The following is a 19,184-nucleotide window of genomic DNA, read 5'->3' as shown; positions in this document are numbered from 1 at the left end:
CGGACACGATGGGGCGGCACCCGACACCACCTGAAGCCGAGACGCGCCGAGACCCGGGGCGCGGGCAGCGCCGTGGCGAGGAGGCCGGGCGCCGGATTCGCCGCACGCACTTGTGAGAGGACTTGGATGCCGACTAACGACGTCCCTGATGTGAGCGTCGTCATCATCGTCTACAACGATGAGGAACGGCTCCCCCGCGCGGTCCGGTCGGTGCTCGACCAGACCCTGAACAACCTCGAAGTGATCATCGCGGACGACTGTTCGACCGATGGCACCGAGCGCGTCGCGCGTTCCCTCGAGGCCTCCGACGCCCGCGTGCGCTACGTACGGCTGGAACAGAACAGCGGCGGCTGCAGCGCCCCCCGCAACCGCGGCATCGAGGTCGCGCGCGCCCCGCACGTCATGTTCCTCGACAGCGACGACGAGCTGCCCCGTCACGCCTGCAAGAGCCTGCTCGCGGTCGCCGAGGAGACCGGCGTCGACTTCGTCACCGGTGAGGTGACCCGTCTCTTCGAGGAGACGAACACCACCGGCCTCTGGTACCCGCACCTCTTCACCGAGCGGCGGGTCGTGAACGGCATCGCCGAGCGCCCCGAGTACTTCTTCGACCACCTGTCGACGAACAAGCTCTACCGGACCGCGTTCATCCGGGACAACGCCCTCACCTTCCCCGAGGGCATCCACTACGAGGACCAGCTGTTCTCCGCGCAGGCGTTCTCGCTCGCGGAGTCCTTCGCCGTCGTCCCGTGGTCGGTCTACACCTGGCGTCTCGCGCCGGAGAGCGTCTCCATCTCCTCCAGCCGCCACAAGATCCAGAACGTGGTGGACCGCATCGGCGTCGCCCGTCTCATCGACGCCTGGTTCGAGGAGACCGGCCGCGCCGGACTGCGCGCGGAGAAGGACTACAAGTTCCTCCGCCACGACTTCCGCCTGTACCTGGGCGACCTCGTCTTCCGCGACCTCGACTGGATCGCCGAGTTCGCCGACGTGGTCAACCCGTACCTCGACGAGATCGCGGACGAGACCTTCGCCCGGCTCTCCCGCGAGGAGCGCGTCTGCATCCACCTGCTGCGCACCGGCCGCCTGGCGGAGCTCCAGGTCGCCGCCCGCCAGCTGGGCCGCCCGCAGCTCGCCCCCCGCTTCGTGACCGAGGAGGGCGAGGCCACCTACTGGGGTGCCGTCGCCCCCGCCGACGAGGCGAGCCGCACCGAGCTGGACATCAGCGAGTGGCACATGCGCCGCCAGGTCCTCACCAGCGGCCGCCTCCGCCACGAGCTGACCTCCGTGAAGATGCGCGGCCCGGTCCTGTGCCTGGAGATCCGTACGTACGACCCCGCCGGTCTGATCACCGAAGGCACCGTGGCGACGGTCAAGCTGGCCGCCCACAAGAAGCCGCTGTCCGTGCCGCTGACCCTGCGCGCCGACGGCGAGGGGCAGTACGTGTCCTCGGCCGAGCTCGACCTGCGCAAGGTGCCCGTCGGCAAGGTCGGCGTGGCGACCCGCCGGCACCCGGTCGTCGCCCTGGAGCGCGACGGCTCGCACCGCACGGACGTCCTGCTCGCCGAGTACGACCAGCCGGACTTCCGCGCCACCGTCACGTACAACAAGTTCGGCATCCACTACCTGCGCGTCAAGGCGGAGCAGAAGGGTGCCGGGCGTCTTGAGGTGACCTGGCAGCGGTCCGGCGTCCTCAAGTCGCTCGAACCGCTCGGCCCCTACGCCCGCAAGGCGAAGGCCAAGGTCGGCAAGGTCAAGAAGATCCTCGTCGGCAACGAGGGCAAGGCCACCGCCTACGACGTCGTCTCCAAGCTGCCGCGCAAGCGCAGCCTCGCCGTCTTCGAGGCGATGGAGGGCCGCGGCTACGCGGACAACCCCCGCTACATCTACGAGGAGCTCAAGCGCCGGAACCTCCCGATCGACGTGGTCTGGGTGCACTCCGGCAACCGTTCCTCCTTCCCGAAGGACGTCCCGGTCGTCAGGCGCGGCAGCTTCGCGTACGGCCGCGCGCTCGCCCGGGCCACGTACTGGGTGGACTCCCACAACCTGCCGTACCTGTACCCGAAGCCGAAGGGCACCCGGTACCTGCAGACCTGGCACGGCCAGACGTTCAAGGCGATGGGCTTCGACGTGCCGTCGCTGCGCCAGGCCTCGGCCGCCGAGCAGGAGAAGTTCCGCGCGGGTGTCGCCCGCTGGGACGCGCTGGTCTGCCCGAGCGCCGAGTTCGAGCGCACCTTCGTGCCGGCCTTCGAGGTCTCGGCCGACCTGATCCGCTCCGGCTACCCGCGCAACGACGTCCTCGTGCGCTGGGACGAGCCCGAGCAGCAGGCCCGGGTGGCCGCCGCCCGCGAGGCGCTGCACATCCCGGACGACCGCAAGGTGCTGCTGTACGCCCCGACGTTCCGCGACGCGGCCCGCCGCACCGGCCAGTCGGTCCGGGTGGACTTCGAGGCGCTGGCCCCGTACCTCTCCGACGAGTGGGTCATCGTCGTGCGGACCCACCCGTACGACAACTTCAAGATCGCCCCGGAGCTCGGCCACTTCCTGCGCGACGGGTCCACGTTCGCCGACATCAACGACCTGATGCTGCTGTCGGACGCGGTCCTCACGGACTACTCGTCGCTGATGTTCGACTACGCCAACACCGGCCGTCCGATCCTGCTCTACACGGACGACTACGAGGCCTACCGCGGCGGCGACCGCGGCACCTACTACGACCTCGAAGAGATCGCGCCCGGTCCGATGCTGACGACCACCGAGGACCTCGCGGCCGCCGTGCGGGACCTGGAGGGCGTCCAGGAACGGCACGCGCAGCGGTACGCGCGCTTCCAGGAAATGTTCTGCTCGTACGAGACCGGCCACGCCAGCAAGATGGTGGTCGACGCTTTTTTCGAAGGCGGCACCCATGACTGAGGCCTCCCCTGCCCGTAAGAACGTGTTCTTCGTCGGTATCGACGTCGACTCGATGGGCGGATCCCAGCGGGTGCTGCACACCCTGGCCCAGGGCATGGGCGAGCGCGGTCACCGGGTGGAGCTCATCGGCATCCGTCCGAGCCCCGAGCCCTTCCCGTACAACGCCGAGCGTTCGTACGAGCACACCACGCTCTACCCGGCCCCCGTCGAGCCCAAGTCGCCGGTGCGCACCGTCGGCGACCGGCTCAGCCTCGCGCGCCGCGCCGAGACCCGGCGGGCCCGGGCCGAGCGCGACCACGCGCGCGCGGAGCTGGAGCGGAAGCTCGCCCAGGTGAAGGACGGCTACATCGTCTTCGGCTCGCCGTGGGCGGTGGACTGGACGATGCCGCTGAAGTGGCGCCACCTGAAGGGCATCGGGCAGTACCACGAGTCCTTCGCGCAGGCCAAGCGCAGCGCCAACCTGTCGCTGATCCGGCGTCACTACCCGGAGCTGGAGCAGACGCTGGTCCTCTCCGAGGGCGACGCGGTCGAGTTCGTCAACCAGCGCGTGCCCAACGTGCGGGTGATGCCGAACCCGCTGCCGTTCTACCCGGACGAGAAGGCCCCGCTCGACACCCGCAAGATCGGCGCGGTCGGCCGGCTCGACCCGATCAAGCGGTACGACCGGATGATCGAGGCCTTCGCGCAGGCCCACAAGGGCCGCGAGGGCTGGGAGCTGCACCTCTTCGGCGAGGGTCCGCTGGAGGGCGAGCTGCGGCTGGCCGCCGCCGACTTCGGCGTCGCCGACCAGGTCGTCTTCCGGGGCACGGCCAAGGACATGGCGTCCGCCTACCGCGAGCTGTCGATCGTCGCGATCAGCAGTGAGCGCGAGGGCCGCCCGATGGCGCTGGCCGAGGCCGCCGCCTGCGGTGTGCCGTGCGTGAGCTTCGACGTCTCCGGCGGTGTCCGCGAGCTCGTCGCGGACGGCGTCACCGGCACCCTGGTGCCCCCGGCCGACGTGCCGGGCCTCGCCGCCGCGCTCGGCGAGCTGATGGACGACGACGCGCTGCGGCAGCGGTACGGCAGCGCCGGCCGTGAGCACGTCGCGCACCTGGCCCTGCCGCACGTCCTCGACCAGTGGGAAGCGGCGTTCGCCGAGATCGACCGCTAGAACGCCCGCGGGAACCCCGTGGAAGCACCGTCGAAGCCCCGCCCGGACCGCGTGTCCGGGCGGGGCTTTCGCGTGTGCGGACGCGCGGTCCACCGGCGCACCGGGCCCGGATCCTGGGCCTCCGGGGGGTTCCGGAGCTGTGGCTACACTGTCCGAATGACCTGGCTCATCACCGGCGGCGCCGGTTACATCGGTTCCCACGTCGTCAAAGCAATGACCGAGGGCGGCGAGCGCGTCGTCGTGGTCGACGACCTCAGCACCGGCAACCCCGCGCGCGTCCCCGAGGGCATCGTCCTGGAGCAGGGCACGGTCCTCGACCGCGCGTTCCTCGACCGGGTGCTGCGCGAGCACCAGGTCACCGGCATCGTCCACCTGGCCGGCAAGAAGCAGGTCGGCGAGTCCGTCGAGAAGCCGCTGTTCTACTACCACGAGAACGTGACGGGCCTCCAGATCATCCTCGAAGCGGCCGTCGCCGCGGGTGTGAAGAGCTTCCTCTTCTCCTCCTCCGCCTCCGTCTACGGCATGCCCGACGTGGACCTGGTCACCGAGGAGACCGAGTGCCTGCCGCTCAGCCCGTACGGCGAGACCAAGCTCGTCGGCGAGTGGATGGCGCGCGCCACCGGCCAGGCCCACGGCCTCTCCACGGCCTGCCTGCGGTACTTCAACGTGGCCGGCGCGGCCACCCCCGAGCTCGCCGACACCGGTGTCTTCAACCTGGTGCCGATGGTCTTCGAGCGCCTCGACGCCGGCGAGTCCCCGCGCATCTTCGGTGACGACTACCCGACGCCGGACGGCACCTGCATCCGCGACTACATCCACGTCGCCGACATCGCGGACGCCCACCTGGCCGCCGCCCGCGCGCTCGTCGCCGCCGGCGAGGCCGGCGAGACGGCCACGCTGACCCTGAACATCGGTCGCGGCGAGGGCGTGTCGGTACGCGAGATGGTGAACCTCATCAACGAGGTCACCGGTCACACCGTCGAGCCCCTGGTCACCCCGCGCCGCCCGGGCGACCCGGCGCGCGTGGTCGCCTCGGCCGAGCGCATCGAGTCGGAGCTGGGCTGGAAGGCGCAGCACGACGTCCGCTCCATGATCACCTCCGCCTGGGAGGGCTGGGGCGCGAACCGCGCGGCCCGCACCGCCGGCTGACGCGTCGTACACCGGCCGATCCGACGGCCCAGCGGGGTGTCCCCTTCCGGGGCACCCCGCTTCGGCGTGCCCGCGTGTCCTCAGGGGCGGTGGATCCGGTCCACGCCGTAGTAGGTGGCCGTGCACTGCGCCGCCCAGTCACGCGCGTACGTGGAGGCGAAGAGGGGTTCGCTGAGGCCGCCGATGAGGAGCGGCCGGTAGGCGACGTCGCGGGCGCCGGCCGCGACCTCGGCCCTGATCCGGGCGTTCTGGCGGTCCCAGGCCACGCTCCGCACGACCGTGGTGGTGGTCAGCTCGTGCACCGGCCGGACCAGGGCGGCGGCGCTGCCGAGGGCGACCGCGCCGGCCGCGACCAGGGCGGCGGCGCGTGCGGCGGGGCGCGGGGCGGCCAGGAGGCGCCGGCCGAGCGCGTACCCGCCCCAGGCTCCGTAGGCGCAGAGGGCGAGCAGCAGGGGGAGCAGGAAGTTCGTCCAGGTGCGGCCGTAGGTCCAGCCGGTGTCGCCGTAGCCGGTGCGGAGCCCGTACACGACGGCCAGGCTCGCCAGGAGGACCAGCGGGACCGGGAGGAGCACCACGACCCGGAGGAGCGTGCGCGGGGGGAGCCCGGGCGCGTCGGCCGGCTTGTGCCCGGGCCGGTGCGTGGTGGCGAGGGCGAGGCCGAGGAGCGCGCCGACGGCGAGGGCTCCGGCGTACGCGCCCTGGCCGCCGATCGTCTGCCAGACCCGCCACCAGTCGTGGAAGGTGTCGCCGAGCCCGGCCATCGACAGCGGCTCCTGGGGGTGCTGCTCGCGCCGCCAGCGGGCGCCGGGGGAGGTGTAGAGGAGGGCGAGGCCGACGGTGAGGCCGAGGCAGGCGGCCGCGCACCAGGTGGAGACGTACCGGTCGGCGGCCCAGCCGAGCCGGGGCAGACAGACGATGCCGGCGGTGGCCGCGAGCAGCCCGGCCACCAGGGTGAACGGTTCGCTGAGCATGCCGAGCGCCACCCCGGTCACCAGTGCGGACCCCACGGCCGCGCCCCTGGCCCAGCGGGGGCCGCCGCGCGCGGCCCCGACGGCGGCGAGCACGACCCAGAGGGCGATCACGCTCGGCAGGGTGTGGGAGATGGTCGCCGGAGCCCAGAGCAGCACCTGGTAGGAGCGGGTTCCGGCGAAGAAGAGCAGGGCGGAGAGCAGCGCGGAGGCGGCCGCGAGCAGCACGGCGGGCGGCCGGGGGAGGCGCAGGGCGCGCAGGGCCGCGCGGCCGAGGAAGAAGAGCCCGCAGCCGAGCGCGACGACGAGGACGGCGGGCAGCAGCTTCGGACCGCGCATGCCGTCGGTGTAGATCAGGCCGGTCAGGAAGGCGTTGGTGACGCGGCCGTTCTGGGTGCCGTAGAAGTCCGCGGTGATGCCGAGGACGCCCATGTCGCGGGTCTTCCAGAGGGCGCACCAGTCGTCGGAGGTGGGGCGCACGTAGAGGCCGAGGAAGGCTCCGACCGCGAGCAGGGCCGCCGCGCCGGCCGCGACGAGGAGCGCGACCCCGGAGGCCGCCCGCCGCAGGGCGCCGCCTTCTGAGCCGCCGTCGCCGTCGGTGTCCTCGCCGTCCTCCCGCGTCCGTGCGTCACCGTGCTCCGAGATGGTCCTGCTCAACGGTCATCGCTCCAGCCGGCCACCATGCGTGGCGCGTCGTCCTAATGGGTGACGAATGGGTGAAAATGCCACGTATATCAATATCTTCCCCGCATGCTTTGCTGCATGGACGACATGCCGACCGGGGGCGGTCACTCGGGCGACGCCCGGTCGTCACCGCCTCTCCGTACCGTGGCCGAGCTGCTCGAAGGAAAGCTCGGTGGCGGTCCTTCAGGACGTACTCTCGCCCATCCCTCTGGAGTGACCGTTCCATGACCAGGCTTTCCGTCGTCGTCCCCTGCTTCAACGAGGAGGACGTCGTCGAGCGGTTCGACGCCCGCATGCGACAGGTGCTCGACACCCTCCCGGTCGGCTACGAGATCTGTTACGTCGACGACGGCAGCTCCGACGGAACGCTGGGGAAACTGCGCGAGATCGCCGCCCGGCACCCGCACCGCACCCAGTACGCCTCCTTCAGCCGCAACTTCGGCAAGGAGGCCGCCATGCTCGCCGGCCTCCGCAAGTCCACCGGCGACGCCGTCGTCATCATGGACGCCGACCTCCAGCACCCGCCCGAGCTGCTCGCCCGGATGCTCGACCTCTACCACCAGGGCCACGACCAGGTCATCGCGCGGCGGAGCCGGGAAGGCGACAAGAAGCTCCGCTCGGCGCTCAGTCGCGTCTACTACCGGGCCGTGAACCGCTGGGTCGACGTGGAACTCGCCGACGGCGTGGGGGACTTCCGGCTGCTCTCCCGGCCCGCCGTCGACGCCCTGCTGTCGCTGCCCGAGTACAACCGCTTCTCCAAGGGGCTGTTCTCCTGGATCGGCTTCGACACCGTCAGCTTCGACTACCAGAACGCCGCGCGCGAGGGCGGCGAGACGAAGTGGAAGTTCAGCTCCCTGCTCAACTACGGCATGGACGGGCTGATCTCCTTCAACAACCGTCCCCTGCGCATCGCCCTCTGGCTCGGGATGACGCTCAGCGGCCTCGCCGTGCTCTACGCGGTCTGGGTCACCGCCGCAGCCCTCACCCACGGCGTCACCGCCCCCGGTTACGTCACCCTGGTCGCGATCATCGTGGGACTCGGGGGCGTGCAGATGGTGATGCTGGGACTGATCGGCGAGTACATCGGGCGCATCTACTACGAGACCAAGCGCCGGCCGCACTTCCTCGTCAAGGAGACCCACCGCTCCTTCGGCCGCGCGGCCGCCGAGCGCGCCGCCGCCGAGCGCATCCGCGTCGTCACCGCCGACCGGGAGCGCTGATGGCGGCGTCCGGAAACGGCACCCGGCCGGACCCGGCGGGGGCTGCGCGGCCGCAGCCGGACCCGGTGGGGGCTCCGCGGTCTTCCGGGCGGGCGCGGCTCGCGCAGATAGTCCGGTTCGCGCTGGTCGGCGGGGTCAACACCGGCACGTTCTTCGGCTGCTACCTGCTGCTGCACCCGTGGATGCCGTACTTCGCCGCGTACTCCCTCGCCTTCGTCCTCAGCATGATCGGCTCCTTCTTCCTCAACACCTACTTCACCTACCGCACCCGGCCCACCTGGAAGAAGTTCGCCCTCTTCCCGCTCACCAACCTCACCAACTACCTGGTGCAGAGCGTCGGTCTGTACGCGCTGGTCACCTGGGCCGGAATGGACGACAGGATCGCGCCACTCGTCGCCGCCGTCGTCGCCATCCCCTTCACCTACCTCATCTCCCAGCGCATCCTGGTGCCCCGCGGCACCGGACCGGCCCCCGCGGCGCCCGGTCCGGAGAGCGAAACGGACGAGCGGCGGCCCTCCCGGCTCGCGTAGATTGCCTGGCAGCCGCGGCGGGGAGCGCGCGGCCGTGGACAGCCGGGTGAGGCCGTGAGGCCGAGTGAGGACGACGCAGGTGGCAACGCAGGTGACGGGACAGACGGACGTGACGAGGCAGTACGTGACGGAGGCCCGCAGGATCGTCGTCAAGGTCGGCTCCTCCTCGCTCACCACCGCGTCCGGGGGCCTCGACGCCGACCGCGTCGACGCTCTCGTCGACGTGCTCGCCAAGGTCCGCAGCGGCGGCGAGAAGGAGATCGTCCTGGTCTCCTCCGGCGCCATCGCCGCCGGCCTCGCACCCCTCGGCCTCACCCGCCGCCCCAAGGACCTCGCCCGCCAGCAGGCCGCCGCCAGCGTCGGCCAGGGCCTGCTCGTCGCCCGCTACACCGCCTCCTTCGCCCGCTACGGCGTCCGCGTCGGCCAGGTCCTCCTCACCACCGACGACACCAGCCGCCGCGCGCACTACCGCAACGCGTACCGGACCCTCGACCAGCTCCTCGCGATGGGCGCGCTGCCCGTCGTCAACGAGAACGACACCGTCGCCACCGACGAGATCCGCTTCGGCGACAACGACCGGCTCGCCGCCCTCGTCGCCCACCTCGTCCGCGCCGACCTGCTCGTCCTCCTCTCCGACGTCGACGGGCTCTACGACGGCGACCCGGCCAAGCCCGGCACCTCGCGGATCGCGCAGGTCGCGGGACCCGCCGACATCGCCCACGTCGAGATCGGCTCCGCGGGCAAGGCCGGCGTCGGCACCGGCGGCATGGTCACCAAGGTCGAGGCCGCCCGCATCGCCGCCGCCGCGGGCATCCCCGTCGTCCTCACCTCCGCGAGCCGCGCCGCCGACGCCCTCGCCGGCCGGGACACCGGCACGTACTTCCACGCCACCGGACGCCGCTCCGCCGACCGGCTCCTCTGGCTCGCCCACGCCTCCACCCCGCAGGGCTCCCTCACCCTCGACGACGGAGCCGTGCGCGCCGTGGTCGAGGGCAAGAAGTCCCTGCTCGCGGCCGGTGTCGCCGCCGTCGAGGGCGACTTCGTGGCCGGCGACCCCGTCGAGCTGCGCGACACCGCGGGGCGCGCCGTCGCCCGCGGCCTCGTCAACTTCGACGCCAAGGAACTCCCCCGGATGCTCGGCCGGTCCACCCGCGAACTGGCCGGAGATCTCGGACCCGAGTACGAACGCGAGGTCGTGCACCGCGACGACCTGGTCGTCATCGCCTGACCGCCGCACCCCCGGTCGACCGCCCCACGCCGAAACGGCTGAAAGTCTGGCCATCCGGAAGGGACGTTTACCAAAACCGCCCCATCTGCCGCCTCGGGCTGGTCAACTTTGTCTCGGGGGTAAGACAAGGCGGGGTACAGCACCACACGCATCACACAGGAGGCCGCCGGTGAGACGAGCGCGCCCAGGGGCACCGCCCCGCGGGTCCGCCGAACGCGCCCTGACCAGTGTCGAGGCCGGAGCCGACTTCGACGAGGTACGGGACAGGTCAGCGGACAGGAAGACCGAGACCACCACCGAGACACGTGAGGCACGCGAGACGCGTGAGGCACGCGCCAAGGAACAGCCCGAGTCCAAGCTCTGGCACATCACCCTCAGCGTCTCCGGCGTGGAGTCACCGCTGAAGGAGGTACGACGCGGGCTCGAACAGCTCGCCCACGACCACCCCTTCCTGCTGACCAGCCGCTACGCCAACGACCACGCCGAGATCCGGTACTGGGAGGAGGCCCGCGACCTGCACGACGCCGCGGCCGTCGCCCTGCGCCTCTGGGGCGAGCACCGCCAGACCGCCAAGCTGCCGCCCTGGGAGATCGTCGGCCTCGAGGTCATCGACCGTGAGACCTACCACCAGCGGATCGCGGAGGGCTACGGCCCGCCGCCGGCCGCCCCGGTCGGCGTCCACCCCTACTGAGCGGCACCGGGAGGGCCCGGAGCGCCGCCGCGGAACCGCGCCGGGGCACGTCTCGGAGTGCGGGATACGTGAGGGATGTCCGCAGGGGTGCCAGTACCCTGCGGGCATGACCTCGCTCACGCCCCTCGACAACCTCTCCCCGGTCGCCCGGGCCGCCTACCGGGCCCGTGGCGCCGCCGCCGAAATCGCGCCACTCCCGCGCTCGGCCAAGGACGACGCCCTGCTGGCGATCGCGGACGCCCTCGAAGTCCGCACCGCCGAGATCGTCGAGGCCAACGCCGAGGACATCGCCAAGGCCCGCGAAGCCGGGACCAGCGAGGCCATCATCGACCGGCTCACCCTCACCCCCGAGCGCGTCAGGGCCATCGCCGCCGACGTCCGCGACGTCGCCGCGCTGCCCGACCCCGTCGGCGAGGTCGTCCGCGGCTCGACCCTCCCCAACGGCATCGACCTGCGCCAGGTCCGCGTCCCGCTCGGCGTCGTCGGCATCATCTACGAGGCCCGGCCCAACGTCACGGTCGACGCCGCCGCCCTCTGCCTCAAGTCCGGAAACGCCGTCCTGCTCCGCGGCTCCTCCTCCGCGTACGCCTCCAACACCGCCCTGGTGACCGTGCTGCGCGACGCCGTCGGCGGCGCCGGCCTGCCCGCCGACGCCATCCAGCTGGTCCCCGGCGAGTCCCGCGAGTCGGTCCGCGAGCTGATGCGCGCCCGCGGCCTCGTCGACGTCCTCATCCCGCGCGGCGGCGCCTCCCTCATCCGGACGGTCGTCGAGGAGTCCACCGTCCCGGTCATCGAGACCGGCACCGGCAACTGCCACGTCTACGTCGACGCCCAGACCGACCTCGACATGGCCGTCGAGATCCTGATCAACTCCAAGGCCTCCCGGGTCAGCGTCTGCAACTCCGCCGAGACCCTCCTCGTCCACCAGGACGTCGCCGCCGCCTTCCTGCCCAAGGCGCTCGCCGCCCTCGCCGAGGCCGGCGTCACCGTCCACGCCGACGAGCGCGTCCTCGCCCTCTCCGAGGGCTCCAAGGCCACCGTCGTCCCGGCCACCGCCGAGGACTGGGAGACCGAGTACCTCTCGTACGACATCGCCGCCGCCGTCGTCGACTCCCTCGACAAGGCCGTCGAGCACATCCGGATGTGGTCCTCCGGTCACACCGAGGCGATCGTCACCACCTCGCAGGCCGCGGCGCGCCGTTTCACCCAGCTGGTCGACTCGACCACGGTCGCCGTGAACGCCTCCACCCGGTTCACGGACGGCGGACAGTTCGGCTTCGGCGCCGAGATCGGCATCTCCACCCAGAAGCTGCACGCCCGGGGCCCCATGGGCCTTCCGGAGCTGACGTCGACCAAGTACATCGTCACCGGTGACGGTCACGTCCGGTAACACCTCCTTTCGGTACGGGGAGGGACGGGCGGGGAGGCTTCGCACTCTCCCTGCCCAAAACCACCTCGCGGGTCTACTCTGAATCCGTGCCGGACGACGTGGGGGGCAAGCCGTTCCAGGACGGCCAGGACCCCGATGACCGTGTCGACCGCGGAGGCGCCGACGAGGTCTACGCCGCCGTGGTGTTCGACGAGGACTTCGTCAGGGCCGCCACGATCCACGAGCCGACGGCGGTGGAGCGGCTCCTCGCCGCCGCCCAGGCCCGCGCGGAGGCCGAGGCGGCCCGTGCCCGCGCCGGGATCGGAGCGGCCGACGACGACCCCTACGAGGACGGCCACGACCCGGTCGGCCTCACCTACGAACCCGACGACGTCGGCGACGACGCCAGCCCCTACGGGCGCCACGGCGGGGCCCTGCGTCCCTACCGGGGCAGCGCCCGCTGGCACCGCCCGGTGGCCTGGATCCTCGCCCTCGTGATGGGCATCGGCATGGTCGCCCTCGCCTTCAGCGCCGTCTACCGGGGCGCCGCCGCCAACCGCGAGGACCAGGTCCCGCCGCCGGCCACCACCGGCGTCGACACCCCCAAGCCGCTCCCGGCCCCGCCCGCGGCCGCCGTCCCCGCGGCCGTCGCCCCCGCTCCGGCCGCCCCCTCGCCCGTGGTCCAGGCGCCCCCGGTCAGGTAGGCCGCGCCCACCCGTACGGCCCGACGGCGGAATTCTTCCGAACTTGTCGTGTACCTGGGCGTTTACCGAAGGCCCCGCCGACCTACCCTGAAGGTATGGCAGGCCGTGGCGACCCGCCTGAGGGGACGCCCGAGGGGTTCCCCGGCGGTGGTGAGGACGAGTACCGAGCCGTCGTCTTCGACGAGGCGTTCGTCCGTGCTGCCCGCCTCCAGGAGTACTCGGCCCAGGAGCGGATGGGCGAGCACGCCCGGGCCGTCCGGAGCCGTCCCTCCGCCTGGGAGAGCCGCAGCGGCTCCCGTCAGGCGGCCCTGCTGGTCCTGCTGATCCTCCTCGCCTTCGGCACCGCCATCTACCTGGGCGTCCGCAACCCCTACCAGCCCCCCATCGACCAGCGCGCCGAACCGCTGCGCACCACGGTGGTCCCGCTCGCCCCCCAGGGCGTCGTCCCGGGCGGCGAGCCGGCGCGTCTCTTCGCCCACAGCCCGGCCGCCGAGTACCGCTCCGGTGCCGCCGGCATCAACCTGCCCGTCGCCGGACGGACCTCCCACTTCGCCGAGAGCCAGGTCGTCACCGCCCTCGGCATCGCCAAGGACTACCTGGTGGCCTCCTCCCTGGAGCCGGACGTCCTGTCCGGGGCCACCGTCCGGCCCGCCCGGCTGCTGCTCGACCCGGACCAGCTGGAGCAGTTCGACCGGAGCGTCGAGTCACCCGCCGACGACGGCCGTCACGCCCTCGCCGGCTGGCTCGTCCGCTTCGACCCCACGCAGGCCGTCCTCGCCGATCCCACCGCCCGCGTGCAGGGCACCCTCCGCTTCGAGGAGACCGGCCCCGACACACTGGACGTCACCGCGGACCACACGTACACCTACGCCCTCCGGCCGGCCGTCCAGGGCGCGGGTCCGGTCGCCGCGGCCTCGCTCTTCACCGTCCACCGGCAGGTGCACTTCCGCTTCGACCGCGACGACCTGCGGACGCACCGGGCCGAGCTGCTGACCAGCACCGTGGAGGCCGGCCCCCAGGCGTGCGGCGCCGACACCACCGGCTCGCTGAAACCGCTCCTGGCAGGCGCGCGGGTCCCCGCCACGGGCGGCGGCCCGGCGGTCACCGACCCGTACGCCACGAGCCGGCCCGCCGCCCCCGCGCTCTGCGGGGCCCTCGCGCCGAGCGCTCAGCCCTCGCTCTGACCGTCCGGCGTTCCGGTCGGGTCGCTGTCGTCCCCGGCGTCCGGCTTCTTCGGAGCCTGACCGGAACCGAAGCGGTTGCGCAGCCGGCCGCCCAGGTCGCCCGCCAGGTCACCGGCGCCGCCGGCTATGTCCCCGACCAGCTTCAACAACGGATCCTTGCTCGTCCGCACGGTCTCCGCGTAGTGCCCGGCCGACTCGCGGAAGGAGTCCGTCACCGAGGTGTCCTTGTCCTCCGAGCGCTTCGGGAAGTGCCCGTCCATGATCCGCTGGAAGTCGCGGCTCTCCGACCACTTCTTCAGCTCCGACGCGCGGACGGTGGTGAAGGGGTGCGAACGCGGCAGCACGTTGAGGATCTTCAGGACCGAGTCCCGCAGGTCACCGGACTTCTCGTACTCGTCGGCCTGGGCGAGGAACGCGTCCACGTTCATCTCGTGCAGGTGGTTGCCGCCCGCGATCTTCATCAGGCCGCGCATCGAGGCCTGGACGTCCTGCCCGACCAGCAGGCCGGCCCGGTCCGCGGAGAGCTCCGACTTGCGGAACCACTCGCGCAGCGCCGTCACGATCGCCATGATCGCGACGTTCCCCAGCGGGATCCAGGCGACCTTGAGCGCGAGACTCGTGAGGAAGAGCAGGATGGTGCGGTAGACGGCGTGGCCGGACAGGGCGTGGCCGACCTCGTGGCCGACGACCGCCCGCATCTCCTCCTCGTCGAGGAGCTCCACCAGGCCGGTGGTGAGCACGATGATCGGCTCGTCGAGGCCGATGCACATCGCGTTGGGCTTCGGGTCCTGCGTCACGTACATCGGCGGGACCTTCTCCAGGTCCAGGATGTAACAGGCGTCCCGCAGCATGTCGTTGAGATGGCCGAACTGCGCGTCGCTCACCCGGACGGAGTCCGAGAGGAAGAGGAGTCGCAGGCTGCGCTCGGGCAGCAGGCCGCTGAGCGCCTTGAAGACCGTGTCGAAGCCGCTGAGCTTCCGCAGGGCCACCAGGGCCGAGCGGTCCGCCGGATGTTCGTAGGCCCGCGAGGAGATGCCCGGGAACCGCTTGCGCTGCCTGCTCGGCACGTTCCCCTGGTCGTTCTCGGTCATGGATGCCCCCTGTTCGTACGAGTCGGTGCTCGTCCCCCTGACTGAACCCAGCCTAGGCGCTGGCGTTACCGTGTGCCGGGGCCTGTGGATAACTCGGGCACCGAGGACGACCTAGGAGCACGACCGACATGCCGGACACCGTGGACGCCGCCGCCTCCCTGCTCGCAAGCACCGCCCCGCAGGGGCTCGGCGACACGCTGCGCGTCGTGCTGCTCGTCTCGCTCGTGGGCGGCGCCCTGCTCGCCTGGTTCCTGCTGCGCGGCTACCGGAGCGAGGACACGGACACCGCCGACACGGCCGACACGGCCGGCGGACCCGCCGGTGGGACGGACCGCGACACGGACCGTGACGCCAACGCCTGAGTCGGCGTGAGCGGGCCGGGACGGCCCGCATACGATGTGCGCGAAGTCTCCGCTCCCATCCCCGATCGATAGGTCTGCCGAAGATGAGCCTCCACAGCACCGCCGCCCACCTGGTCACCCTCGCCGAGGGCTCCGAGCACGGCGGCGGCAACCACGAAAGCCTCAGCCCCTACCTCACCGGCTTCGGCGCCTTCGGTGCCCTGCTCCTGCTGCTGTGGATCACCACTCGCTTCAACCGCGACCGCTGATCCGGCGACCACCGAACCGGCGTCCGCTGCCGTGCCAGTAGGCTCTGCACGCATGGGAGAGCAGGAAGTGCCTACTGGCGGGCGCGGGAAGCGCCGAGTCGGTGTGATGGGCGGAACCTTCGACCCGATCCACCACGGACACCTGGTGGCGGCGAGCGAGGTGGCCGCCCTGTTCCACCTGGACGAGGTGGTGTTCGTACCGACCGGGGAGCCGTGGCAGAAGAGCCACAAGGTGGTCTCGGCGGCCGAGGACCGGTATCTGATGACCGTCATCGCCACGGCGTCCAACCCGCAGTTCTCGGTCAGCCGCATCGACATCGACCGCGGCGGCGCGACGTACACCATCGACACCCTGCGGGACCTGCGCTCTCTCAACAGCGACTCGGACCTCTTCTTCATCACCGGGGCCGACGCGCTGTCGCAGATCCTCACCTGGCGCGACGCCGAGGAACTCTTCTCGCTCGCCCACTTCATCGGCGTCACCCGGCCGGGTCACGACCTCACCGACGACGGACTGCCCAAGGGCGGGGTCTCGCTGGTCGAGGTCCCCGCGCTCGCCATCTCCTCCACCGACTGCCGGGCGAGGGTCGCGCAGGGGGACCCCGTCTGGTACCTGGTTCCGGACGGCGTGGTGCGCTACATCGACAAGCGCCAGCTGTACCGCGGCGAGTGAGCTTCGGGGAGGGGCACCGGTGAACGATCAGCAGCATCCGTACGACCCGTACTATCCGCAGCAGCCGCAGCTCATCGGCTACGACGAGTACGGGCAGCCGGTGTACCAGCAGCCCGCGCAGCAGCAGTACGACCCGTACGCCGGGCAGCAGCAGGGGTACGGGTACGACCCCTACGCCCAGGCCCAGCATCAGCAGCAGCCGCAGGCACAGCAGCCGCCTCAGCAGCCCCAGCAGCAGTCGTACGACCCGTACGGGCAGCAGGGTTACGCCTACCCGGCGGCGCCGACGGCCCCGATGGCTCCGACGGCTTATGACACCGGGCAGCAGTGGGCCGCGCAGGCCGACCCGGCACAGGCGCAGGCCCAGGCCCCGGCGCAGGCCGCTCCGGTCGCCCCCGCCCAGCCGGCGGCGCCCGTCGCGGCCCCGCCCGGCGTTCCCGGGCAGCGGCCCGCCCCGGCACGGCAGGGGGACGAGGACCGGGAGTACCGCACCGAGCAGTTCTCCTTCATCGAGGAGCCCGACGAGGACTCCGAGGACGTCATCGACTGGCTCAAGTTCACCGAGAGCCGCTCCGAGCGGCGCGAGGAGGCCAGGCGGCGCGGCCGCAACCGGGTCATCGCGCTCGTCGTCGTCCTCGCGCTCGCCGTCGCCGGCGGCGTCGGCTACCTCTGGTCCGAGGGCATGCTCCCCGGGACGTCCGCCCCGGAGCAGAAGGGGAACACGGCGACCGGTCCGCAGAAGCGGGACACGATCGTCGTCCACCTCCACGACCTCAAGAGCGGCGGCACCTCCACCGCCCTCCTGGTGGACAACACGACCACCCGCCAGGGCACCACGATCCTGCTCCCCAACTCCGTCGTCGTCGCCGACGACGAGGGGACCGCGACCACCCTCGGCAAGTCGGTCGACGAGGACGGCTCCGGCGGCACCCGGGAGGCGATCGACAACCTCCTCGGGACGAAGATCACCGGCACCTGGCGGCTGGACACCCCGTTCCTCGAGAACCTCGTCGAGGCCGTCAGCAGCATCGAGACCGACACCGACACGGACGTCCCCGACACCAAGAAGGGCGCCGAGCCGCTCGTCAGGAAGGGCGAGAAGCAGACGCTGAACGGCCGCGCCGCCGTCGCCTACGCCACCTACCGGGCACCCGGCGAGGCCGAGGCCAAGCAGCTCCAGCGCTTCGGCCAGGTCCTGTACGGCGTGCTGCGCAAGATCTCCTCCGACCCCGAGGTCGCCCTGGTCACCGTCGAGACCCTCCAGCAGATCCTCGACCCCTCGCTGCCCGAGAAGGACCTCGCGGCCTCCCTCGCCAAGCTCGCCGAACACGCCAAGATCGGCGACTACAAGACCGCCCTGCTCCCGGTCGGCCAGGACGGCACGCTGACCGAGAGCGCCAGTGCGGGTGTGGTGAAGGACATCCTCGGCGGCAAGGTCACCGCTCCCGAGGCGGGCGACGTGCCCCGCGTCTCGGTGCGGGACGGCTCCGGCAAGCAGGCCACCGAGGCCGCCCGGGTCGTCCTGATCAACGGCGGCTACGCCTTCGTGGGCGGCAGCACCGGGGAAACCCAGGCGAAGTCGCAGGTCGTCTACGGTGACGAGGCCCAGAAGGCGACGGCGGTCGAGGTGGCCAAGACCCTCGGCCTGCCGGCCGGCGCGGTCACCAAGGGCAAGCCGGTGGGAGCGGCCGCGATCACCGTGATCCTCGGCCAGGACTACAAGATCCCCGGGGGCTCGTAGCGGCGCTCCGGAAATCGTTGGCGGGGGCGTCGGCGGTCCGTGAGACCCTGGAGGGGTACTGGACCGCCGACGAAAGCCTGCTTGTGACCGCCACGGACCGTTCCATCGAGCTCGTCAACGCTGCCGCCCAGGCGGCCGCAGACCGGCTCGCGCACGACATCATCGCGTACGACGTCAGCGACGTGCTGTCGATCACCGACGCCTTCCTGCTCGCCTCCGCGCCCAACGACCGCCAGGTCAAGTCGATCGTCGACGAGATCGAGGAGCGCCTGAACAAGGACCTCGGCGCCAAGCCGGTCCGCCGCGAGGGCGACCGCGACGCGCGCTGGATCCTCCTGGACTACGTCGACATCGTCATCCACGTTCAGCACAGCGAGGAGCGTGTCTTCTACGCCCTGGAGCGGCTGTGGAAGGACTGCCCCGAGCTGCCGCTTCCCGAGGACGCGGAGAAGACCCGCGGCAAGGGTGCCGAGCACGCCGCCCTCACCGGTGTCGACCTCTCCCAGCACGCCGCCGGCCTGCCCGACGAGGTGGACGGTGAGCTGAGCTGAGCACCACCAAGGGCGGCAGCGGCCGCCGCATCGTCCTCTGGCGTCACGGCCAGACCTCGTGGAATCTGGAGCGCCGCTTCCAGGGCTCGACCGACATCGAGCTGACGGAGGCGGGCGTCGCCCAGGCCCGCCGGGCCGCCCGGCTGCTCGCCGCGCTGCAGCCGGACGCCATCGTGGCCTCCGACCTGAAGCGGGCGGCGGCCACCGCCGCCGAGCTCGCCACGCTCACCGGCCACGCCGTCGTCCACGACCCCGCGCTGCGCGAGACGTACGCGGGGGAGTGGCAGGGGCTGACCCACGACGAGATCGTGGCGCGGTACGGCGAGCAGTACGCGGCCTGGAAGCGCGGCGAGCCCGTGCGCCGGGGCGGCGGCGAGCTGGAGACCGAGGTGGCCGACCGGGCCGCCCCGGTGGTTCTCGGCCACGCGGACAAGCTGCCCGAGGACGGCACCCTCGTCGTGGTGAGCCACGGCGGAACCATCCGCACCACGATCGGCCGGCTCCTCGGCCTCGAGGCGCGGCACTGGGAGAGTCTGGGTGGCCTCTCCAACTGCTGCTGGTCCGTCCTCGGCGAGGGCGCCCGCGGCTGGCGACTGACGGAGCACAACGCCGGGACGCTGCCCGAGCCGGTCCTCGGCGACGACGACTGAGACCCGTGGCCGGGCCTGCCGGACCCGGATTTCACTTTCCGGCAGGTCACAGGCTAGAGTTCTTCTTGTTCGGAGCGCGCA

Annotated in this window: 18 protein-coding genes; 16 read left to right on the top strand and 2 right to left on the bottom strand. The window is 71.9% G+C overall.

Going from position 1 to position 19,184, the window contains the following annotated elements; genetic code table 11:
• Positions 1-126: 126 nt before the first annotated feature.
• The 3 genes from ACZ7G1_RS20580 (at position 127) to galE (ending at position 5,209) form a co-directional block, all read left to right on the top strand.
• The gene (locus tag ACZ7G1_RS20580; RefSeq protein WP_470872995.1) at positions 127-2,910 is read left to right on the top strand and encodes a bifunctional glycosyltransferase/CDP-glycerol:glycerophosphate glycerophosphotransferase; all 2,784 of its coding nucleotides are present in this window, start codon (positions 127-129) and stop codon (positions 2,908-2,910) included.
• On the top strand, positions 2,903-4,060 hold the full coding sequence (locus ACZ7G1_RS20575) for a glycosyltransferase (RefSeq protein WP_470872998.1): 1,158 nt from the start codon (positions 2,903-2,905) through the stop codon (positions 4,058-4,060). The genes ACZ7G1_RS20580 and ACZ7G1_RS20575 overlap by 8 nt, the downstream gene beginning before the upstream one ends.
• 156 nt (positions 4,061-4,216) lie before the next feature.
• A complete protein-coding gene (gene galE, locus ACZ7G1_RS20570) occupies positions 4,217-5,209 on the top strand; it encodes a UDP-glucose 4-epimerase GalE (RefSeq protein WP_470873001.1) in 993 nt (330 codons plus the stop codon).
• Positions 5,210-5,289: 80 nt separating this feature from the next.
• On the opposite strand, the gene ACZ7G1_RS20565 is transcribed toward galE, so the two are convergent.
• Positions 5,290-6,834: a hypothetical protein gene (locus tag ACZ7G1_RS20565; RefSeq protein WP_470873002.1), complete on the bottom strand. Its 1,545-nt coding sequence runs from the start codon at positions 6,832-6,834 to the stop codon at positions 5,290-5,292.
• 251 nt (positions 6,835-7,085) lie between these two features.
• On the opposite strand from ACZ7G1_RS20565, the gene ACZ7G1_RS20560 reads away from it, so the two are divergent.
• From ACZ7G1_RS20560 to ACZ7G1_RS20530, 7 genes are all read left to right on the top strand, one after another.
• The gene (locus ACZ7G1_RS20560; RefSeq protein ID WP_470873004.1) at positions 7,086-8,081 is read left to right on the top strand and encodes a glycosyltransferase family 2 protein; all 996 of its coding nucleotides are present in this window, start codon (positions 7,086-7,088) and stop codon (positions 8,079-8,081) included.
• Positions 8,081-8,611, top strand: a complete 531-nt coding sequence (locus tag ACZ7G1_RS20555) for a GtrA family protein (RefSeq protein WP_470873006.1) — start codon at positions 8,081-8,083, stop codon at positions 8,609-8,611. The genes ACZ7G1_RS20560 and ACZ7G1_RS20555 overlap by 1 nt, the downstream gene beginning before the upstream one ends.
• 124 nt (positions 8,612-8,735) lie before the next feature.
• Complete coding sequence (gene proB / locus ACZ7G1_RS20550; RefSeq protein WP_470873355.1) at positions 8,736-9,839, top strand: glutamate 5-kinase; 1,104 nt, start codon at positions 8,736-8,738, stop codon at positions 9,837-9,839.
• 169 nt (positions 9,840-10,008) lie between these two features.
• Complete coding sequence (locus tag ACZ7G1_RS20545; RefSeq protein ID WP_470873008.1) at positions 10,009-10,530, top strand: hypothetical protein; 522 nt, start codon at positions 10,009-10,011, stop codon at positions 10,528-10,530.
• Positions 10,531-10,636: 106 nt separating this feature from the next.
• The gene (locus ACZ7G1_RS20540; RefSeq protein ID WP_470873010.1) at positions 10,637-11,920 is read left to right on the top strand and encodes a glutamate-5-semialdehyde dehydrogenase; all 1,284 of its coding nucleotides are present in this window, start codon (positions 10,637-10,639) and stop codon (positions 11,918-11,920) included.
• 86 nt (positions 11,921-12,006) lie between these two features.
• Complete coding sequence (locus ACZ7G1_RS20535; protein ID WP_470873012.1) at positions 12,007-12,603, top strand: SCO2584 family spore wall biosynthesis protein; 597 nt, start codon at positions 12,007-12,009, stop codon at positions 12,601-12,603.
• Positions 12,604-12,698: 95 nt separating this feature from the next.
• Entirely contained in the window at positions 12,699-13,787 is a 1,089-nt protein-coding gene (locus ACZ7G1_RS20530; RefSeq protein WP_470873014.1) for an SCO2583 family membrane protein, read from the top strand.
• On the opposite strand, the gene ACZ7G1_RS20525 is transcribed toward ACZ7G1_RS20530, so the two are convergent.
• Positions 13,772-14,878: a M48 family metallopeptidase gene (locus ACZ7G1_RS20525; protein ID WP_470873016.1), complete on the bottom strand. Its 1,107-nt coding sequence runs from the start codon at positions 14,876-14,878 to the stop codon at positions 13,772-13,774. The genes ACZ7G1_RS20530 and ACZ7G1_RS20525 overlap by 16 nt on opposite strands.
• Positions 14,879-15,006: 128 nt before the next feature.
• On the opposite strand from ACZ7G1_RS20525, the gene ACZ7G1_RS20520 reads away from it, so the two are divergent.
• The 6 genes from ACZ7G1_RS20520 to ACZ7G1_RS20495 all read left to right on the top strand — a co-directional run bounded on the left by ACZ7G1_RS20520 (position 15,007) and on the right by ACZ7G1_RS20495 (position 19,103).
• Positions 15,007-15,240, top strand: coding sequence for a hypothetical protein (locus ACZ7G1_RS20520; protein WP_470873371.1), 234 nt, complete (start codon positions 15,007-15,009; stop codon positions 15,238-15,240).
• A gap of 83 nt (positions 15,241-15,323) precedes the next feature.
• Positions 15,324-15,488, top strand: a complete 165-nt coding sequence (locus tag ACZ7G1_RS20515; RefSeq protein WP_470873018.1) for a hypothetical protein — start codon at positions 15,324-15,326, stop codon at positions 15,486-15,488.
• A 52-nt stretch (positions 15,489-15,540) separates the two neighbouring features.
• Positions 15,541-16,161 carry a nicotinate-nucleotide adenylyltransferase gene (gene nadD / locus ACZ7G1_RS20510; protein ID WP_376486072.1) on the top strand — a complete coding sequence of 207 codons (621 nt, stop codon included), beginning with the start codon at positions 15,541-15,543 and terminating at the stop codon, positions 16,159-16,161.
• Between the two features lie 19 nt (positions 16,162-16,180).
• Positions 16,181-17,902 (top strand): LCP family protein, encoded by a 1,722-nt coding sequence (locus ACZ7G1_RS20505; protein WP_470873020.1) that lies wholly within the window; start codon positions 16,181-16,183, stop codon positions 17,900-17,902.
• A gap of 83 nt (positions 17,903-17,985) precedes the next feature.
• Complete coding sequence (gene rsfS / locus ACZ7G1_RS20500) at positions 17,986-18,453, top strand: ribosome silencing factor (protein WP_470873021.1); 468 nt, start codon at positions 17,986-17,988, stop codon at positions 18,451-18,453.
• The gene (locus ACZ7G1_RS20495; RefSeq protein ID WP_470873357.1) at positions 18,450-19,103 is read left to right on the top strand and encodes a histidine phosphatase family protein; all 654 of its coding nucleotides are present in this window, start codon (positions 18,450-18,452) and stop codon (positions 19,101-19,103) included. The genes rsfS and ACZ7G1_RS20495 overlap by 4 nt, the downstream gene beginning before the upstream one ends.
• Positions 19,104-19,184 lie beyond the last annotated feature (81 nt).

It is taken from the genome of Streptomyces sp. NPDC037273 (assembly GCF_055603625.1).
The sequence above is the reverse complement of the archived record's forward strand: the minus strand, read 5'-3'. Positions and strand labels throughout refer to the sequence as shown.